This is a genomic window from Bacillota bacterium, assembly GCA_040754315.1.
Lineage (GTDB): Bacteria > Bacillota > Sulfobacillia > DUSP01 > JBFMCS01 > JBFMCS01.
This window is the reverse complement of the sequence record JBFMCS010000041.1, coordinates 1-16,841: the sequence shown is the minus strand read 5'-3', so window position 1 is coordinate 16,841 and position 16,841 is coordinate 1. Positions and strand designations below refer to the sequence as shown.

The following is a 16,841-nucleotide window of genomic DNA, read 5'->3' as shown; positions in this document are numbered from 1 at the left end:
ATGTTCGATACCTGGCCCTATCTCAGTCCCATGAGAAGGACGCACCCTGGCTTGAAGGCCTGCGTTGCCTTGGCCGGCCTCGTCTGCTCGCTGGTGTCGGGCTCCTTCCTCACCCTTCTTTGCATTCTCACACTCTTCCTGGGGATAACCGTCTGGTGGGGTGGTGTCCGGCCACTGATCCTTCTTGGGTACATGGCAATACCCATACTCTCCATAGCGCCAGGGGTATTGGTGTTGAGTCTCACCCTGGGTGCGCCGGAAGGGCTCTCTTCCCTCGGCAAGACCCTGGCCTTCAGGCCGGATGCCCTGGAGGTCTCCATGGTGGTAGCCTCCAGGGCACTGGCAGCCGTGTCGGCCCTTTACTTCCTGGCCCTGACCACTCCCATTACAGACCTGGCTTGGCTCCTCCGTCGGTTACGGGTCCCCGGGACCGCAGTAGAACTTTTCGCCCTAGGTCACCGGTATATTCACCTTTTCCTCAAGGCCTCACAATCCATCAGAAAAGCTCAGGTCTCCCGCCTGGGCTACCAGGGTGCCGTTTCCAGCCTTCACTCCCTGGCCTACCTCACTTCAAGTCTCTTCGCTAGGTGCCTTTTCCTATCAGGACAACTCAGCGACAGCATGGAGTCCCGGAACTACACTGGAACCATCAGTGTGCTGGAAGAGGAATACTCCCTCAGTACCCCAGAGGTGTGCCGGGGAGCCGGTTTCATCACAGTTCTGGTCCTGCTTACACTCATGGGAGGTAAGTGACATGGAGAGCCTGCTGGACGCCGAGGCGCTGGAGTATACGTACCCGGACGGAACGAAAGCCCTGAAGAAGGCTTACCTGGAAGTCAGATCTGGCGAAATCACTACGGTACTTGGGCCTAACGGGGCTGGCAAGTCCACCCTGTTCCAGTGTCTCAACGGCCTCTTGCGGCCTCAAGCGGGGCTCTTCCGTTACCTGGGGCGTGAGGTGACGTACTCCCGGGAATCCCTCAGGGGGCTAAGAAGCGCTGTTGGCCTGGTGTTCCAGAACCCGGAGGCCCAGCTCTTCTGCGGCACAGTGGCCCAGGACGTCTCCTTCGGTCCCTTGAACCTCAGGTTGTCCCCGGGGCAGGCCAGGGAAAGGGTGGAGGAGGCCCTTCAGGCGACCGGGATCGAGAACCTCAGGGAAAGGCCCGCCCATCTTCTTAGTTTCGGGCAGAAACGCCTGGCAGCCATAGCCGGGGTCATAGCCATGAGACCCAGAGTGATCGTGATGGACGAGCCCACCAGCTTCCTTGACCCTCCCTCCCAGGAGAAGGTAATGGCGCTGCTGGCAGAGTTCCGGGAGCGGGGCCTGGGGATCGTTCTAGCCACCCATGACGTAGATCTGGCCTACACCATGTCGGACAGGTTATTCGTTCTCGAAGACGGCGCCACCATGACATCAGGAAGACCCAGGGAGGTCTTTGAGGATTTGGCAGGGGCGTTGAGGCAACCGCTCCTCCTGGCCATAGCCCGGGAACTGGCAGCCAAGGGCCTCCTGCTCCCGGGAGCGCTTCCCCGGAGCCTCGGGGAACTGAAGGAGGGGTTATTGGGAAGACAGGGCATGCGTCTGGGATGCACTACAGGAGTATGTGCCGCGGCTGCTGCCAAGGCTGCTGTGCTTGGCTTGACTGGGATCTCAACCGAACAGGTCCAGATCAAGACCCCCTTCGGGCGACTCCTGACCCTGAACATTCTGGCCAGCTCCAGAAATGGCCAGGAGGCCAGTTGCTCCGTAAGGAAGGACGGGGGAGATGATCCTGATGTCACATCAGGCCTGCCCATCGTGGCAACCGCCCGCTGGGCACCGGCGGGATACCCTCGGGTTCGCCTGCAGGCGGGAAATGGAGTAGGGGTGGCTACCCGGCCGGGGCTCAAGGTGCCCGTGGGGGAGCCAGCCATTAATCCCGTTCCCAGGGATCTCATCATCCAGGAGGTCCTCCAGGTGCTCCCGCAGGACAGGGCGGTGGAGATTATCCTGGAGGTGCCTGGAGGCGAGAGGGCCGCCAGGTCCACCCTAAATGCCAAACTTGGCATAGTGGGGGGCATCTCCATACTTGGCACCACCGGGTTGGTGCGCCCCATGTCAAGGGAGGCGATGAGGGATTCCGTTGCCCTTCAGGTGGATGCGCTGGCAGCGTCAGGTCACTGCACTGTGGTGCTCACCCCTGGGAATCTCGGCCTGAAGCATGCGGGAAGATACGGAATTGAGAGGGAGCGGGTATGCGAGTGCGGCAACTTCTTGGGGGACGCCCTGATAAGATGCAGGGAGACCGGGATCAAGAGAGCCCTCCTCTTTGGCCACATTGGCAAGATAGGGAAGATGGCTGCCGGGATCTTCGACACCCACAGCCGGGTTGCTGATGCCCGCAGGGAAACCCTGGTGGCCCATGCGGCCCTTGCCGGGGCGCGCCATTCCGTCTTGGAGACCCTCATGGGTTGCGCTACCACGGAGGAGGCCATCGGGATCATAGATGAGGCTGGGCTCGGGGAGGTCTTCCTCAGGATTGCCAGGGAGGCCTCAAGGCGGGCTTCTGATTACACCGGGGGAGAGGTGGAAACGGGCACAGTGCTGACGGATGGAAATGGCTCTATACTGGGGCTCGATCAAGGGGCTCGCGATATGGGGAGAGAGCACGATTGGAACCTAGACACCGCATAGCTGTAGTAGGCATAGGACCGGGGCCAAGGGAATGGCTAGCACCTGCCGCCGAGGAGGCCATTCGCTCCGCAGATCTCTTGGTGGGAGGCAGGAGGCACCTTGAGGAGTATGCCGGAAACAAGCCCGCCGTTCTGCTGGACCGTGACCTGGACAGGGCCTTCCGGGATATGGAGAGGGCTCGCCGGGTGGCGGTTCTGGCCTCGGGCGACCCAGGGCTCTACGGGATCCTGGGACGCCTGAGGGAATACTTCGGGCCCGGGTCCCTGCAGGTGTTTCCTGGCATAAGTGCGTTCCAGATGGCCTTCGCCAGGGCTTGCCTTCCCTGGCACAGTGCCCTCCTGCTGAGCCTGCACGGCCGGGAGCACCGGCTAGGAGAGTATCTTGATGCCGTGGAAGATGCCCTGGAGGCACGCCATCCGGTGGCTGTTCTCACCGGGCAGGGCCTTGGACCCCAGGTCTTGGCGAGGGCGCTCCTAAAGAGAGGCTTTTCATCCCACCGCTTCCTGGTGGGGGAGAACCTGGGCTACCCAGAGGAGCGGGTGATGGAGGGGACCGTGAGGGAACTGAGTTCCGTTGCCCAGCCATGGGAGCCCGCTGTAGTGGTGGTGATCCCGTGAGACTGTGGCCCTTCACTGTACCGGGGATCCCCGATGAGCTCTTCGCCAAAGGCACTGTTCCCATGACCAAGGCCGAGGTGCGCTGCCTCGTGCTCTCCCAGGCGAGGCTGTCCCGGCACCACTGCATTTGGGACGTGGGTTCCGGGACCGGTTCCGTCAGTGTGGAGGCGGCCCTCCTGGCCCCGGAGGGGAGGGTGTTCGCCGTGGAGAGGGACCCTTCCGCCACGGATCTGACCCGCGAGAACCTTATTCGCTTTGGCGTTGAGAACGCCACCCTTATTCACGATGAGGCGCCAGGATGCCTGCGGGAGCTGCCCCCGGCCGACCGGGTAATCCTGAGCGGGACGGGAGGCCGGCAGCGAGAAATCCTGGCGGCACTGTGCTCCCTCATAAACACCCCATTCAGGGTGGTTGCCGTCACAGTCACGGCCGACGGGGTAGGCCGCTTTTTGGAGGTCTTTGAGGAAAGTGGCTACCGGAACATCCAGGCCACCATGGTGACGATTGCCCGGTCCGAGCCGGTGGGACCGGTTAAGCTGTGGCGGGGCTTGAACCCTGTCACTATCATCAGTGCGGAAAGGGGGGGTGAGACATGAGCGGTCTCGATAACCTCGGGACACTCACGGGGGTAGGTGTTGGCCCCGGAGACCCCAATCTCCTTACCCTGCGGGCCTTGAAGGCATTGGACACAGCAGACTTGGTGGTGGCCCCTGTGCCTTCACCAGGCAAGAGCAGCAGAGCGCTGGCCATTGCCGAGGCCGGGCTCAGGAAGCGTCTTCACGCCATGAGCCTTGTCCTTCCCATGACCCCGGATCAAGGCCTCCTCAGGCGGGCCCACCAGCAGGCAGCCCGGTGCTTGCTGGAGCACCTGGAGATGGGGGAGAACCTGGCCTACGTCACCCTGGGGGATCCCAGTCTCTATAGCACCTTCGGCTATCTCGTTGAGGAGGTCCGGTCCCTGGAGCCCTTGGTTCCGGTGGAGGTGGTGCCAGGTGTTCCTGCCTTCCTCGCCGCGGCCGCCATTGTCCCGTGGCCCCTGGCCAGGGGGAGGGAGAGGCTGTTGATATCCCCCTGTCCCCAGAAGGAGGAGGCTCTTGCCGTTCTTCTGGGCATCTGCGATTCCCTGGCCTTGCTGAAAGTTGGAGACCGGGGACCTCGGGTGAAGGATTTCCTCCGGGCTCACTACCCCGGAGCCCAGTTGTTCCAGGGGACTCATCTTGGCCTGGAAGGGCAAAACAATGCCCCTCAGGTCCATGACGCCTATCTATCCACCATTCTAATTAAGCACGAGAAAGGAGGGGCCTGTTCGTGAAGATGTCACCAGGCCCCCCCGTACACCCCGTCTACTTCGTTGGCGCCGGGCCGGGCGATCCCGAGCTCCTTACACTGAAGGCCGCAAGGCTCCTGAGGTCGGCCCAGGTGGTGGTGTATGCGGGTTCTCTTGTGAATCCCACCCTCTTGGATGGTGTGCCCCCGAGCGCCTCCCTCCGGGACTCCTCCGGTATGACCCTGGGAGAGATCCTCACGGTCCTGGAGGAGACCCACCGCCAGGGACACCTGGCGGTAAGGCTCCACACAGGGGAGTCCAGCCTTTACGGGGCCATAGCCGAGCAGATAGAGCGCCTGGAGGCCCGGGGGGTCCCATGCCAGGTGGTGCCGGGGGTCAGTTCCTTCCAGGCCGCCGCGGCGACACTGAAGCGGGAGTTCACGGTTCCCGGGGTTTCCCAGACCCTCATATTGACCCGGGTGGCAGGGAAGACACCGGTACCTGACCAGGAATCCCTGGGGGGACTGGCAGCCCACGGATCCAGCCTGTGCCTCTTCTTGAGCGCTGCCATGGCGGCGGAGGTTGAGAGGGATCTGGGCAGGGGTTATAGCCCGGACACTCCAGTTGCGGTGGTGGAGAAGGCATCCTGGCCGGAAGAAAGGGTCATCACGGGACGCCTCTCCGAACTCACGGCCATGATCACCGAAGCTGGGATAACCCGCACAGCCCTGATCCTCGTGGGTCGTTTTCTGGAGGCCGGTGGGCAGAGGTCCAGGCTCTATCACGGGCGTTTCTCCCACTCTCACAGACCGGGGGGCGCGATGCCGTGAAGAGGATGGCGCTTCTCCCGGTCACCCGGAGAGGGACAGACCTCGCCTTGACGCTGGGACTGCGGCTAGCCAGCGCATCCAGGGTGGTGACCCACTATGTTCCATGTCGTTTCGGTGTTAGGGGGACCAGCCCCAATGAGGCAATCCCCTTTGACGGGCAGATATCAGCGGTGGCCCCAAGGGTGTTCCGCGAGCACCACGAGATCATCTTCGTGGGGGCGGCAGGGATAGCCATGAGGGTCTTCGGGCCTCTGGTGCGGGACAAGACGAAGGACCCGGCGGTGGTCGTAGTGGATGAGAGGGGTACCTTCGTGGTGAGCCTGCTCTCAGGTCACCTGGGAGGGGCCAATTCCCTGGCCAGGGAGGTGGCTGGGATCACCGGTGGCCAGCCAGTCATCACCACCGCTTCGGACCTGGCGGGATTACCAGCCCTCGACGTGCTGGCTGCCCAGATCGGCATGACCTGGGAGCCTCCCAGGGGCTTCACAAAGGTCATGTCCCGGCTCATCAGTGGTGACCGTGTGACCTTTCGGGCCGACCCGCGGTTCCTGAGGTCCTCGGAGCCACTGGCTCAGGCTCTCCCGGCCCTAGGGGCGGAGCCGGAGGAATGCAAGCCCGCCACGGGCCTGCTGGTGGCGGTGTCGGGGGACCCGGAGACCCGGGCAGACGTGTACCTGAGGCCCAGGGATCTCGTGGTGGGCATCGGATGCAGAAGGGGCGTGAACCAGGGGGAGATCCTGGAGGCTGTGGCCACCGTCTTGGCTGGGGCCAGGCTGGCGATGGCCAGGGTGAAGGCCCTTGCTACCATCGACGCTAAGGCCGGAGAGGCTGGGCTCATTGAGGCCGCTTCCCGCCTGGGGGTACCCCTGTTACTGATTAATCAGGAACGGCTAAGGGCCTTCGACGGGTCCTACCGGCCGTCAACCTTCGTGGAGGCGAGAATGGGGGTGGGAGGCGTATGCCAACCAGCGGCAATGGCAGCGGCGCTGGAACCAGTGCTCTTGGTGGAAAAACAGAGGATAAACAGGGTAACCGTGGCTGTAGCCAGGGAAGGGTGCTGGTGGTCGGCACAGGGCCCGGAGACCCCGGCCACATGACAGCCAGGGCCCGGCAGGCCCTGGAGGAAGCCGACGTAGTCCTGGGCTATGGTACCTACCTCGGGTTAATCAAAGGGATGACAGGCCATGCGGAAGTGCTCCCCTACGCTATGGGAGAGGAGATGGCCAGGGCCCGGGACGCCCTGGTCCTAGCGGGGGCCGGGCGCAGCGTGGTCGTGGCAAGCGGAGGGGATCCCGGTGTGTACGGGATGGCCGGGCCGGTGCTGGAGGCCCTTCCTGGCTACGAGGGCATTCAGGTTGAAGTAGTGCCAGGGGTGACGGCGGCGGTGGCGGCCGCAGCGGCCCTGGGGGCGCCCCTTTCCGCCGACTTCGCTATTGTGAGTCTCAGCGACATCCTGGTCCCGTGGGATATCATCGAGAGACGGCTCAGGGCGGTGGCGACGGGCGACATGGTGGCTGTGCTCTACAATCCCAGGAGTCACGGCCGGAGGGACCACCTCAGGCGTGCGCTGGACATCCTCAAGAGCCACCGGTCTCCCACAACCCCGGTGGGGTTGGTGAAGAACGCCGGGAGACCGGGTCAGACGGTGACCCTGGCCGACCTTGGGGGCTTCGATCCGGAACTGGCTGACATGAGCTCCACGGTCATAGTGGGTAACTCCTACACCTTCATCCGGGGGGACTTTATGGTGACGCCAAGGGGGTACGCCCCTTGATCATGGTATTGGGAGGCACGACCGAGGCGCGGGAGGCTGTCCGGGAGCTGGCAAGGCACGGTTACCCGGTGATCGCCACGGCGGTGACGGCCCACGGCGCCAGCCTGCTAAGAACCTGGGGTGCCGCCGCCGTGCTGCAGGAGGCCATGGATGAGGCTAGGATGAGGGTGGTCATGGAGACCTTCGGGGTGCACGTATTGCTGGACGCTACCCACCCCTATGCGGCGATGGCCTCTGTAAATGCTCTCCGTGCGGCTACCGCGTCGGGGGTCCCCTATGTGCGGCTTGAGAGGCCGCCGTGGCCCGTGCCAAAGCACCCCAGGGTTCATTGCTGCCCGGACTACCTAGAAGCGGCCCGTCTCGCCTGCCAGCTGGCAGCGCATGGCTGCGTGTTCCTGGCCATCGGGTCAAAGCGATTGCGGATCTTTGCCGAAGAGGCCCGCTTAAGGGGGGTCCGGCTCATTGCCCGTGTCCTGCCGGACCCGGGTGTGCTGGCGGCCTGTTTCGAGGAGGGATTAGGTCCTGCGGACCTGGTGGCTCTGCAGGGTCCCGTGTCGAGGACACTCAACGAGGCCCTTTTCCGGCAGTTCTCCGTGGATGTGGTGGTCACCAAGGAGAGCGGCCGGGAGGGTGGCACCCCCGAGAAGGTGGAGGCTGCAGTGGCCTTGGGCTTGGACGTGATTGTGGTTAAGAGGCCCGCCCCCAAAGGGCCGCCGGCAGAGGGGGTGGCGGAGGCCCTGAGAATGATAGAGGAGGAGATGAAGGGTGAGGGATCTGGCTGTGGTGGTTCTGGGCCACGGGTCGAGGGCGACTAAGCCCGAGGCCAATGATGCTATAGAGGAACTGGGCCGGATGGTCGGAGATCTCCTGGACCTGCCGACCGCTGTGGCCTTTCTGAACCGTGACTCTGGCAGGAAAGGCATGGAGGAGGCATGCCATGAGGCGGTAAGGCAGGGGCAGTCAACCCTGGTCATCCTGCCGCTCTTCCTGGCGGGGGGCGTTCACGTGACCGAGGACATACCCGCCATGGTCCAGGAGGTGGAGGCGAGTCTCGGCTGCCGTTGCCTGGTAGCCAGGCCCATAGGCGCCGACCGGGGACTGGCCAAGGTGATTGTGGAGCGGGCCAGGGAGGTGATCCAGGGTGAGGGGTTGTGAGATAGAGGCTGAGAGCATGAGGATAATTTGGGACCTCCTCAGCGGATACCCCCTTTCCGCACCGGAGGGGGACGTGGTGGTCAGGGTGGTACACGCCTCCGGCGACCCCGGGATCGCCCGGTGCCTCCGTTTCCACCCGGAGGCTGTGGAGAGGGCGATCGCAGCCCTGCGATCCTCTAGGCCCATCGTTACCGATGTGGCCATGGTGGCCTGCGGTATCAGGGGCTACTGGGGTCCGTTAGCCGTGGCCGTGGAGCAACCCGGGGTTGGAGAGGAGGCTGAGAAGACCGCCGCTACCCGGGCATCCATGGGGATGCGCCAGCTCCAGCACCTGTGGAACCAGGGGATAGTGGTGGTGGGCAACGCACCTACGGCCCTTCTTGAGGTGCTTAGACTAAGCCTAGAGGGCTCGGCCTCTCCTATGCTGGTGGTGGGCATGCCCGTGGGGTTCGTGGGAGCCGCTGAATCCAAGGATGAACTGGTGGCCTCGGGTATCCCCTATATCACCCTCCTTGGCACCAGGGGAGGAAGCCCCATGGCAGCTGCTGCGGTGAACGCATTGATCCGGGCGGCCCGGAGGGGGGAGTAGCGTGGAACTGTTCGTCTGCGGTCTAAGCCACAAGACGGCACCCCTGGAGATCAGGGAGAGCCTGGCTTTCACCGGGCGCCTCTTTGACGAGGGACTGGCTCACCTACTGGACTTTGCGGATGAAGCAGTCCTCCTGTCCACCTGCAACCGGACTGAGGTTTACGCAGTGGCCCAGCAGCAAGAGCACGTCCTGCAAGCCGTGAGGGGACTGGTATCAGCACGTGAGATACCCTGGGAGGATGCAGAAAGTCACATCTACCTCCGCTCCGGCACCGAGACCGTCATCCACCTTTTCCGGGTGTCATCTGGACTTGAGTCCATGGTCTTGGGGGAAAGCCAGGTGCTGGGTCAAGTCAGAGACGCCTACGAGGCGTCCGCTACCAGGGGTGCGATAAAGGCCTTGGGCCACGCCCTATTCCGGGCGGCCATAGCCGCAGGCAAGAGGGTGCACCGGGAGACGGAAGTGGGGAGGGGCGCATCCCTTAGCAACCGGGCCGTGGATGTGCTGGGGATGTGCCTAGGCACGCTGCAGGACCGCACCGTGCTGGTGGTAGGGGGAGGACTCATGGGCCAGCTGGCCGCGCGTCACCTGCGAGAGAGGGGGATAGGCACCCTGGCCGTCATCAGCAGGGATCAAGGAAGAGCCTCGGAGGTAGCACGGGCCTTCGGGGGAGAGGCCGCCGGGTTTGACAGGCTGGTCCACTGGCTTGCGCTCTCGGACGGAGTCATAAGTTCAACGGGGGCACCCCACCCCGTTATAAGAAGGCATCACCTGGAAGGGGCTGGTGCCCGCCGGGGCTACCGACCTCTCCCGGTTGTCGACATAGCCGTACCCAGGGACGTGGAGCCGGGCATAGAGGACCTTAAGTGGCTGCACCTGGTCAACGTGGACGGCTTGGCCCTGCCTGAGGGCAGTCTTGATGAGGAGTATCTGAGGGCGGAGGCCATAGTGATAGCTGAGGCCGAGGCTTTCCTGGCTTGGCTGAGTCACCGGAGAATGGCGGCCCCGGCCATATCCCACCTACTGGAGAGGATCGAGCGCCTAAGGCTTCAGGAACTGGATAGGCTTCACCGGAAGGCCGGTGGGTTTACCCCTGCCCAGTCCAGGCATGTGGCGGCCTTTTCCCACCGCATTCTGGATCAGGTGCTCCACGAGCCCCTGGTGCGTATGAGGGAACTGGCCGCCAGTGGGGACCTTGAGGGGCTTCGCCTCATAGCAGAGGCCTTTGGGGCAGGTGAGGAACAGTGAGGCTCTACCCGCTGGCCCTGGATGTGGAGGGAAGGGAGTGTCTCGTGGTGGGCGGTGGGCCCGTGGCCTTGAGGAAGGCAAGAAGTCTCCTGCAATGCGGGGCCTCCGTCACACTGGTATGCCCTGGGGGACTAGCCGGGTCCGGGGTGGAAGGAGCGGTGGTGGTCTCTGAGTGCTATAGCAGGGCCCACCTGAAGGGGGCGTTCCTGGCAATAGCGGCAGCTACCCGGGAGGTAAACGAGGCGGTAAGAAGGGATGCCCGGGGAATGGGGGTTCTGGTTAACGTCGCGGACGACCTAGGTGGATCGACGTTCATCCTGCCTGCCTCCGCCCGCAAGGGACCCTTCACCCTCTCATTGAGCACGGGAGGACGCAGCCCCCTCCTGGCAGCGAGGCTCGTCCGGGAACTGGCCGACTCCATCCCGGCCTCCATGGAACGGCTCTGCATCGCCCTGCGATGGCTGAGGCCACAGCTCAAGGAAATAGACCCGGGGTTGCGTCGCCAGGTCTTGGACATGCTGGCCGACCCGGGGTTGGCCAGGGAAATGGCGGATTCCGTGGAGACCGCCTTGGCCAGGAGGCTAGACGGTCTGCCCGACCTGGTGAGGACCATTGTTCACACCGGTTTTCTGGGGGGTGTTGCCTTTGAGGACGTTGAGGATAGGGACCAGGGGTAGCAGGCTGGCCCTGGTCCAGGCGGCCGAAGTGGTCGGGGCGCTCAGGCAGCTCTTCGATCTTGAGTTGGAGAGAGTAGTCATACGGACCGAGGGAGACCGGTCACCTGATGTGCCGCTGGTAGGTCACGGCACCCTGGGGTTCTTCGTGGCCGACATTGAGGAGGCGCTTCTTGAAGGACGCATCGACATCGCCGTCCATAGCCTTAAGGACATGCCAACTCGCCTTCCCGAGGGTCTCATGATAGCGGCGGTAACTAAACGGCTTGATCCCAGGGATATGGTGGTGACCCAGGGCGGCGGGCTGGCACAACTGGGGGCAGGGCAGGTGGTGGGGATATCTAGCCTGAGGCGGACCGCGCAGATCCTTCACCTCAGGCCAGACCTCCGGGTTTCTCCCCTGAGGGGGAATGTGGAGACTCGTATAAGGAAGATGTGGCAAGGCTCGTACGATGCCCTGATCCTGGCACGGGCGGGCCTTGTAAGGTTGGGGCTGGGAGGTCTGGCAGGCCAGATCCTGGAGCCGGAGGCATTCCTGCCCGCTCCAGGACAGGGAGCGGTGGCCCTGCAGGTGCGGGCGGACGACCAGGAGGCCCGGCAGGTGGTAGAGGCGCTGAATCACCCCGACACGTCCAGAGAGGTGAATGCGGAGCGCTCCTTCCTGGCAGCCCTGGAGGGCGGATGCCAGGTGCCCATCGGAGCCCTGGCCAGGGTCAAGGGGGGCGAACTCCAGCTCAGCGGGATGGTGGCCAGCCTCGATGGCTCCATGGTTCTCAGGGATGACTGCCGGGAGAGTAGCGGGGAGCCTGAAGACACCGGCAAGCGCTTGGCGGATGCTCTTCTCAAGAAGGGTGCCGGTGAGATACTCAGGTGTGTGAGAGAGGCGGGGGTGTCATGAGCGGTGTTGTCTACCTGGTGGGCGCAGGACCTGGTGATCCAGGGCTGATCACTGAGAAGGGACTCAGGTATCTCAGAGAGGCCGATGTGGTGATTTACGACCGCCTTGTCTCGGAAGACCTGTTGGAAGAGGCCCCGGAAGGAGCGGAACTCATTGACGTGGGCAAGTGGCCGGGAAGACACGGCCTGGGACAGGAGGGGATTGCCAGCCTCCTGGTGGAGAAGGCGCTCAAGGGACTTCGCGTGGTGAGGCTGAAGGGGGGCGACCCCTTCGTCCTCGGAAGGGGGGGTGAAGAGGCGGAGGTCCTGGCTGCCCGGGGCATAGCCTTCCATGTGGTACCAGGGGTCACCTCGGCCGTTGCGGTGCCGGCCTACGCCGGGGTCCCTGTGACCCACCGGGAGTACGCCTCAGCGTTTTCTGTATCCACTGGGCACCGCAAGGTCAAGGGGCAGCCGCCGGGGCAAACCCGGGTAGTGTTGATGGGCGTGAAGAACCTGGCCAGTGTGACCCAGGATCTGATAGAGGGAGGACTTGATCTATCCACACCTGCAGCCCTGATCCACCAGGGCACCACCCCCGCTCAGAGGGTTTTGGTGAGCACCCTGGGGGAGATACGGGAGAGGGCCGGGGAGGAGGGCTTCGAACCCCCCTCGGTGCTGGTAGTAGGTGGGGTGGTCGGGCTGAGGGCCCACCTCTCCTGGTACGAGCGCCTGCCTCTCTTCGGCGTGCGGGTGGTGGTAACCAGGGAGAGAAGGTGGTCCCGGGCTATGGTGCAGGCCATCAGGGACAGGGGGGGACACGCGCTGGTCGTTCCTACCATCGAGGTGCTGGAGCCGCCGAGTTACCGAGGACTGGACCAGGCCCTTAGTGACCTGAGTCTCTTCGAATGGGTGATCTTCACCAGCTCTAACGGAGTGGAACGCGTGATGCGGCGGCTAGCCCGGCTGGAGCTCGACGCCAGGGCCTTCGCCGGTACCCGGATCCTGGCGATCGGCCCGGAGACATCCCGGAGATTGGAGACACATGGGCTCAGGGCAGATTTCACACCATCCAAGTTCAGCTCCCAGGGCATACTTGCCGAGTTCCCCGAGGGATCGGGAAGGGTGTTGATGCCCAGGAGCGACCGGGCCGATGACACACTGCCAGCGGGTCTCCAGGGGTTGGGATATGAGCCCGTGACAGTTACTGCCTACGTGACACGGTCCAGGTCGGATGGGGCCCAGAGGCTAGGGAGGGTCCTTTCCGGCAATCTTGCGGACTACATCGCCCTCACCAGCCCTTCCACGGCGGAAGGCTTGGTAGAGTCCCTTCACGGAGGGACGGGTCTGCCGGTGAAGGCCCGTGTTGCCTGCATCGGGCCGGTTACCGCTGAGGCCGCGGGCCGCCTGGGGATAAGGGTTGATGCGGTGTCTCTTGTTCATAGCGCTGAGGGTTTGGTGGAGGCAATCATCCAAGACGTAAAAGGGAGGAAAGGCGCTTGTATCCAGTAACCAGGGGACGGCGACTGAGAGCCAGCCCTGCCTTGAGGAATCTGGTTAGGGAAACCAAGCTGCACGTGGAGGATCTCATCTATCCGTTGTTCGTTACCGCGGGGAAGGGTGTCCGCCAGGAAATTCCTTCTATGCCGGGGGTGGCCCGCCTTTCTGTTGACCTCCTTGGTAATGAGGTGCTCGAGGCGGCCAATCGCGGTGTTGGGGCGGTTATCCTGTTCGGAGTGCCAGACCGGAAGGACGAGGCAGGCAGCATGGCCTTCCAGCCCGGGGGAGTTGTTCAGGAGGCGGTCTCCGTGCTCAAGAAGGCATTCCCTTCGTTCTTGGTGATCACCGATGTCTGTCTCTGCCAATATAGCTCCAGCGGTCACTGCGGGTTGGTCCGGGGGTCCAGGGTGCTGAATGATGAATCCCTGGAGGTACTGGCGGAAACGGCGCTGAGCCATGCTAAGGCAGGGGCAGACCTGGTAGCCCCGTCGGACATGATGGACGGAAGGGTTGGAGCCATCCGGAAGCGCCTCGACGCGGAGGGGTTCGTGGATGTGGGGATCATGGCCTATTCGGCCAAGTACGCCTCGGCCTTCTACGGTCCGTTCCGGGAGGTTGCTGCTTCAGATCCCTCTTTTGGGGATCGTCTAACCTACCAGATGGACCCGGCCAACGCTCGGGAGGCCGTGAAAGAGGCATTTATGGACATTCATGAGGGCGCCGATATCGTCATGGTGAAGCCTGCCCTGCCCTACCTTGATATCATGGCCAAGGTGAAGGCTGCCTCCGATCGGCCGGTAGCCACCTACAATGTGAGCGGAGAGTACTCCATGGTAAAGGCGGCGGCGGCCAACGGCTGGTTGGATGAGCGCAGGGTAGTCATGGAGATCCTGACGTCCATGAAGAGGGCGGGCGCAGACATGGTCATAACGTACCATGCCAAGGATGCAGCCGGGTGGCTGAAGGAGGGGTAGGCGGTTGAGAAGGTGTTCTGAAGAGCTGTACCGGGAGGCCACGCGGTGGATGCCTGGGGGTGTGAACAGCCCCGTCCGGGCCTTCAAGTCCATGGGGGGGAATCCGGTGTTCCTGGAACGGGCGCTGGGTTCGTTCGTGTATGATGCCGATGGCAATGAGTACATTGACTACGTACTATCCTGGGGTCCACTCATTCTCGGCCATGCCTGCCCGGAGGTGGTGGAGTCCTTGAAGGGCGCCGTGGGCAGGGGTACCAGCTTCGGCGCGCCTACAGAGCTGGAGGTGCTCATGGCTCGGACCATTGCAGAGGCTCTCCCCTCAGTACAGCAGGTTAGAATGGTTAACTCAGGCACTGAGGCCAACATGAGCGCCTTGAGACTGGCCCGGGGGTACACCGGCAGGAACAAGGTGTTGAAGTTCGAGGGCTGTTACCATGGACACGCTGACTCCTTCCTGGTCAAAGCGGGCTCCGGGGTGGCCACTCTGGGCCTGCCCGATTCGCCTGGAGTGCCTGGGTCCGTCGCCTCAGATACCCTAATCGCCCCCTATAACGACATAGACGCGGTAAACCAGGTGTTCGCCCGGTTTGGAGAGGAGATAGCCGCCGTAGTCGTGGAGCCGGTGGCGGGGAACATGGGGGTGATTCCCCCCGTGAAGGGCTTCCTGGAGGTACTCCGGTCAGTGACAACTTGGCATGGGTCGCTCCTGATCTTCGATGAAGTGATAACGGGGTTCAGGGTGGCCTACGGTGGGGCCCAAGCGCTCTATGGTGTAGTGCCCGACCTCACGTGCCTTGGGAAGATCGTTGGCGGGGGCCTTCCCGTGGGCGCCTACGGGGGCAGGGCCGACATCATGCAGCACGTGGCTCCATCCGGTCTTGTGTACCAGGCAGGCACCCTATCCGGAAACCCCCTGGCCATGACCGCGGGTCTTGTGACCCTCATGCGACTCCAATTACCCGGCGTGTACCAGCGGTTAGAGGAGAATAGCAGGGCCTTGGAGGAAGGATTGGAGAAGGCAGCGGAGAGGATGGGCCTGCCTCTCAGGGTGAATAGAGTTGGATCGATGCTCACACCGTTCTTTACCGAGGGGGAGGTGAGGAACATGGGGGACGCCATGGCAAGCGACGCCAGGAGATATCGCCGGTTCTTCTGGGGTATGCTGGACCGGGGTGTATGGCTGCCGCCATCCCCCTATGAGGCGATGTTTCTCTCCTTGGCCCATGACCATAATTGTATCGAAAGAACGGTGCAGGCAGTGACTGAGTGTCTGGGGGAAATCCGCCGGGGGGACCTGGGAATACCATAGCATGGACGGGTGGGAGGGCCAAGGAGGCGACGCTTGGCCCTTTCGGTCCCCCCGCTGTCCAGGCCGTGCGATTTAGCCTGTGGCTCCCGTGCCAAAGCAGGATTTCACCGCCCGTGGTGGGCGGAGGAAACTCGCCCACGTTAACAGACAGGTCTAGCGCTCTCATCCTCGATGGGAGAATACGCTGGGCCTGTTCTTGGTCCAGGGAGGTGGTCTATGAGGAAAGACAGTGCCCGGTAGATGAAGGTAAGGCAGGGTGTTGCGGGCAGCCATCATTCGGCTTCTGTTCTTCAGGTGACACCAGATTGGGAGAAGGGAGCGACCAGACCATGCGTTTCAAGACCCCTCACACCTCTACGATCTTGCTGGGCATCATCATTGTAGCGGCCTTGTGCACTTGGATCATTCCAGCTTGGGAGTGCGCCAGGGTTGAGATGGGAGGCCGCACGGAGGTTGACCCCGAGGGGTTCAGCTGGATAGGGCTAGACCTTATGTGGAGCCTCAATGAACAAATCCATCATTCCCACACAGGCTGCTAGCCTGAGACCAGCCCCAGAGAACAGGGGGAGTTCGGCTATGCCTTTGTAACCGTATAGCCCAAAGTCACTGCTATAGTATCCTGCATCGGCCGAAGTCTCCTTGGGCTTCCTGCCGGTATTCTCTATGACCTGTTGATCTGCTCCTTGAAGTGTGGGCAGTCGCTTGCCTGATTGCTGAGGTCAGCAGCCACTATGATATGAGTCTCCGCATCCACCGTCGCCTGGGCATTGTACCCCTGAATGAACGCCTTGTCGGAGTTCTTCATGATCCGTGACTCCGGATCGGTGAAGTTCCTCTGTGCCTTAGGACCCGGCTTTTGTCTTCTCCGTGTCTTTCCGACGCTCGTAGATCTTTCCTTTCTTCTTGGCCTCCTGCTCCCTCCTGGCTTGCTCTTGCTCCACCTTCTCCAGAGAGCATCATTGTACGATCCTGCGGGCCCTCCTACGCCAGTACCAAGAAGTGAGCGCCATGGTTTCTTCTCCTCTCATGTTATGGTCATCTAGAGTTTTATGGTCATCTAGAGTTCGAACCATCCATGGCACCTCCCTTCTTCGAGTACTTTTTGTCTTGATGCAATGACCTCATTTCGAGTACCTTTTGGTTGATGCAAGTCGACTTCTTGACAAAGGGTTTTTGCGGTGGTACGATTAGAACCCGGTGGACCCTGGAACCTGAAGTAGCCAGGGACTGAACCTTGAAAACTGAACAGCGTATGAGGGTTCCCTGAGAAAGGCGAGGGCTTTAAGAGAGTAAGTAGGCACCCTGCGGGAGCGGGGTGCAGGAATTGATGGAGAGTTTGATCCTGGCTCAGGA

Annotated in this window: 18 protein-coding genes and 1 pseudogene; 18 read left to right on the top strand and 1 reads right to left on the bottom strand. The window is 62.6% G+C overall.

Annotated elements, in window-relative coordinates; all coding sequences use genetic code 11:
* The 18 genes from cbiQ (at nucleotide 1) to AB1576_08015 (ending at nucleotide 16,027) form a co-directional block, all read left to right on the top strand.
* On the top strand, nucleotides 1–753 hold the full coding sequence (gene cbiQ / locus AB1576_08100; GenBank protein ID MEW6081722.1) for a cobalt ECF transporter T component CbiQ: 753 nt from the start codon (nucleotides 1–3) through the stop codon (nucleotides 751–753).
* A gap of 1 nt (nucleotide 754) precedes the next feature.
* On the top strand, nucleotides 755–2,674 hold the full coding sequence (gene cbiD, locus AB1576_08095) for a cobalt-precorrin-5B (C(1))-methyltransferase CbiD (GenBank protein ID MEW6081721.1): 1,920 nt from the start codon (nucleotides 755–757) through the stop codon (nucleotides 2,672–2,674).
* Nucleotides 2,653–3,291, top strand: coding sequence for a precorrin-6y C5,15-methyltransferase (decarboxylating) subunit CbiE (gene cbiE / locus AB1576_08090; protein ID MEW6081720.1), 639 nt, complete (start codon nucleotides 2,653–2,655; stop codon nucleotides 3,289–3,291). Before cbiD ends, cbiE begins: the two co-directional genes overlap by 22 nt.
* The gene (gene cbiT / locus AB1576_08085) at nucleotides 3,288–3,887 is read left to right on the top strand and encodes a precorrin-6Y C5,15-methyltransferase (decarboxylating) subunit CbiT (GenBank protein MEW6081719.1); all 600 of its coding nucleotides are present in this window, start codon (nucleotides 3,288–3,290) and stop codon (nucleotides 3,885–3,887) included. The genes cbiE and cbiT overlap by 4 nt, the downstream gene beginning before the upstream one ends.
* Nucleotides 3,884–4,603 carry a precorrin-2 C(20)-methyltransferase gene (gene cobI / locus AB1576_08080; GenBank protein MEW6081718.1) on the top strand — a complete coding sequence of 240 codons (720 nt, stop codon included), beginning with the start codon at nucleotides 3,884–3,886 and terminating at the stop codon, nucleotides 4,601–4,603. The genes cbiT and cobI overlap by 4 nt, the downstream gene beginning before the upstream one ends.
* Nucleotides 4,604–4,605: 2 nt before the next feature.
* Nucleotides 4,606–5,388, top strand: a complete 783-nt coding sequence (cobM, locus tag AB1576_08075; protein ID MEW6081717.1) for a precorrin-4 C(11)-methyltransferase — start codon at nucleotides 4,606–4,608, stop codon at nucleotides 5,386–5,388.
* A 5-nt stretch (nucleotides 5,389–5,393) separates the two neighbouring features.
* Complete coding sequence (locus AB1576_08070) at nucleotides 5,394–6,485, top strand: cobalt-precorrin 5A hydrolase (protein MEW6081716.1); 1,092 nt, start codon at nucleotides 5,394–5,396, stop codon at nucleotides 6,483–6,485.
* Complete coding sequence (gene cobJ / locus AB1576_08065; protein ID MEW6081715.1) at nucleotides 6,443–7,162, top strand: precorrin-3B C(17)-methyltransferase; 720 nt, start codon at nucleotides 6,443–6,445, stop codon at nucleotides 7,160–7,162. The genes AB1576_08070 and cobJ overlap by 43 nt, the downstream gene beginning before the upstream one ends.
* Nucleotides 7,163–7,164: 2 nt before the next feature.
* The gene (gene cobK / locus AB1576_08060; GenBank protein ID MEW6081714.1) at nucleotides 7,165–7,977 is read left to right on the top strand and encodes a precorrin-6A reductase; all 813 of its coding nucleotides are present in this window, start codon (nucleotides 7,165–7,167) and stop codon (nucleotides 7,975–7,977) included.
* Nucleotides 7,928–8,317: a CbiX/SirB N-terminal domain-containing protein gene (locus AB1576_08055; GenBank protein MEW6081713.1), complete on the top strand. Its 390-nt coding sequence runs from the start codon at nucleotides 7,928–7,930 to the stop codon at nucleotides 8,315–8,317. The genes cobK and AB1576_08055 overlap by 50 nt, the downstream gene beginning before the upstream one ends.
* Nucleotides 8,304–8,906 carry a precorrin-8X methylmutase gene (locus AB1576_08050; protein ID MEW6081712.1) on the top strand — a complete coding sequence of 201 codons (603 nt, stop codon included), beginning with the start codon at nucleotides 8,304–8,306 and terminating at the stop codon, nucleotides 8,904–8,906. Before AB1576_08055 ends, AB1576_08050 begins: the two co-directional genes overlap by 14 nt.
* Nucleotide 8,907: 1 nt before the next feature.
* Nucleotides 8,908–10,155 carry a glutamyl-tRNA reductase gene (gene hemA, locus AB1576_08045; protein MEW6081711.1) on the top strand — a complete coding sequence of 416 codons (1,248 nt, stop codon included), beginning with the start codon at nucleotides 8,908–8,910 and terminating at the stop codon, nucleotides 10,153–10,155.
* Nucleotides 10,152–10,832 carry a bifunctional precorrin-2 dehydrogenase/sirohydrochlorin ferrochelatase gene (locus tag AB1576_08040; protein ID MEW6081710.1) on the top strand — a complete coding sequence of 227 codons (681 nt, stop codon included), beginning with the start codon at nucleotides 10,152–10,154 and terminating at the stop codon, nucleotides 10,830–10,832. Before hemA ends, AB1576_08040 begins: the two co-directional genes overlap by 4 nt.
* Entirely contained in the window at nucleotides 10,801–11,727 is a 927-nt protein-coding gene (gene hemC, locus AB1576_08035) for a hydroxymethylbilane synthase (GenBank protein ID MEW6081709.1), read from the top strand. Before AB1576_08040 ends, hemC begins: the two co-directional genes overlap by 32 nt.
* Nucleotides 11,724–13,217, top strand: coding sequence for a uroporphyrinogen-III C-methyltransferase (gene cobA / locus AB1576_08030; protein ID MEW6081708.1), 1,494 nt, complete (start codon nucleotides 11,724–11,726; stop codon nucleotides 13,215–13,217). Before hemC ends, cobA begins: the two co-directional genes overlap by 4 nt.
* Nucleotides 13,205–14,179, top strand: a complete 975-nt coding sequence (hemB, locus tag AB1576_08025; GenBank protein MEW6081707.1) for a porphobilinogen synthase — start codon at nucleotides 13,205–13,207, stop codon at nucleotides 14,177–14,179. The genes cobA and hemB overlap by 13 nt, the downstream gene beginning before the upstream one ends.
* A gap of 4 nt (nucleotides 14,180–14,183) precedes the next feature.
* Nucleotides 14,184–15,488, top strand: coding sequence for a glutamate-1-semialdehyde 2,1-aminomutase (hemL, locus tag AB1576_08020; GenBank protein MEW6081706.1), 1,305 nt, complete (start codon nucleotides 14,184–14,186; stop codon nucleotides 15,486–15,488).
* A 305-nt stretch (nucleotides 15,489–15,793) separates the two neighbouring features.
* A complete protein-coding gene (locus AB1576_08015) occupies nucleotides 15,794–16,027 on the top strand; it encodes a hypothetical protein (GenBank protein ID MEW6081705.1) in 234 nt (77 codons plus the stop codon).
* Nucleotides 16,028–16,096: 69 nt separating this feature from the next.
* On the opposite strand, the pseudogene AB1576_08010 reads toward AB1576_08015, so the two are convergent.
* Nucleotides 16,097–16,335 (bottom strand): annotated as a pseudogene (locus tag AB1576_08010) (transposase).
* Nucleotides 16,336–16,841 lie beyond the last annotated feature (506 nt).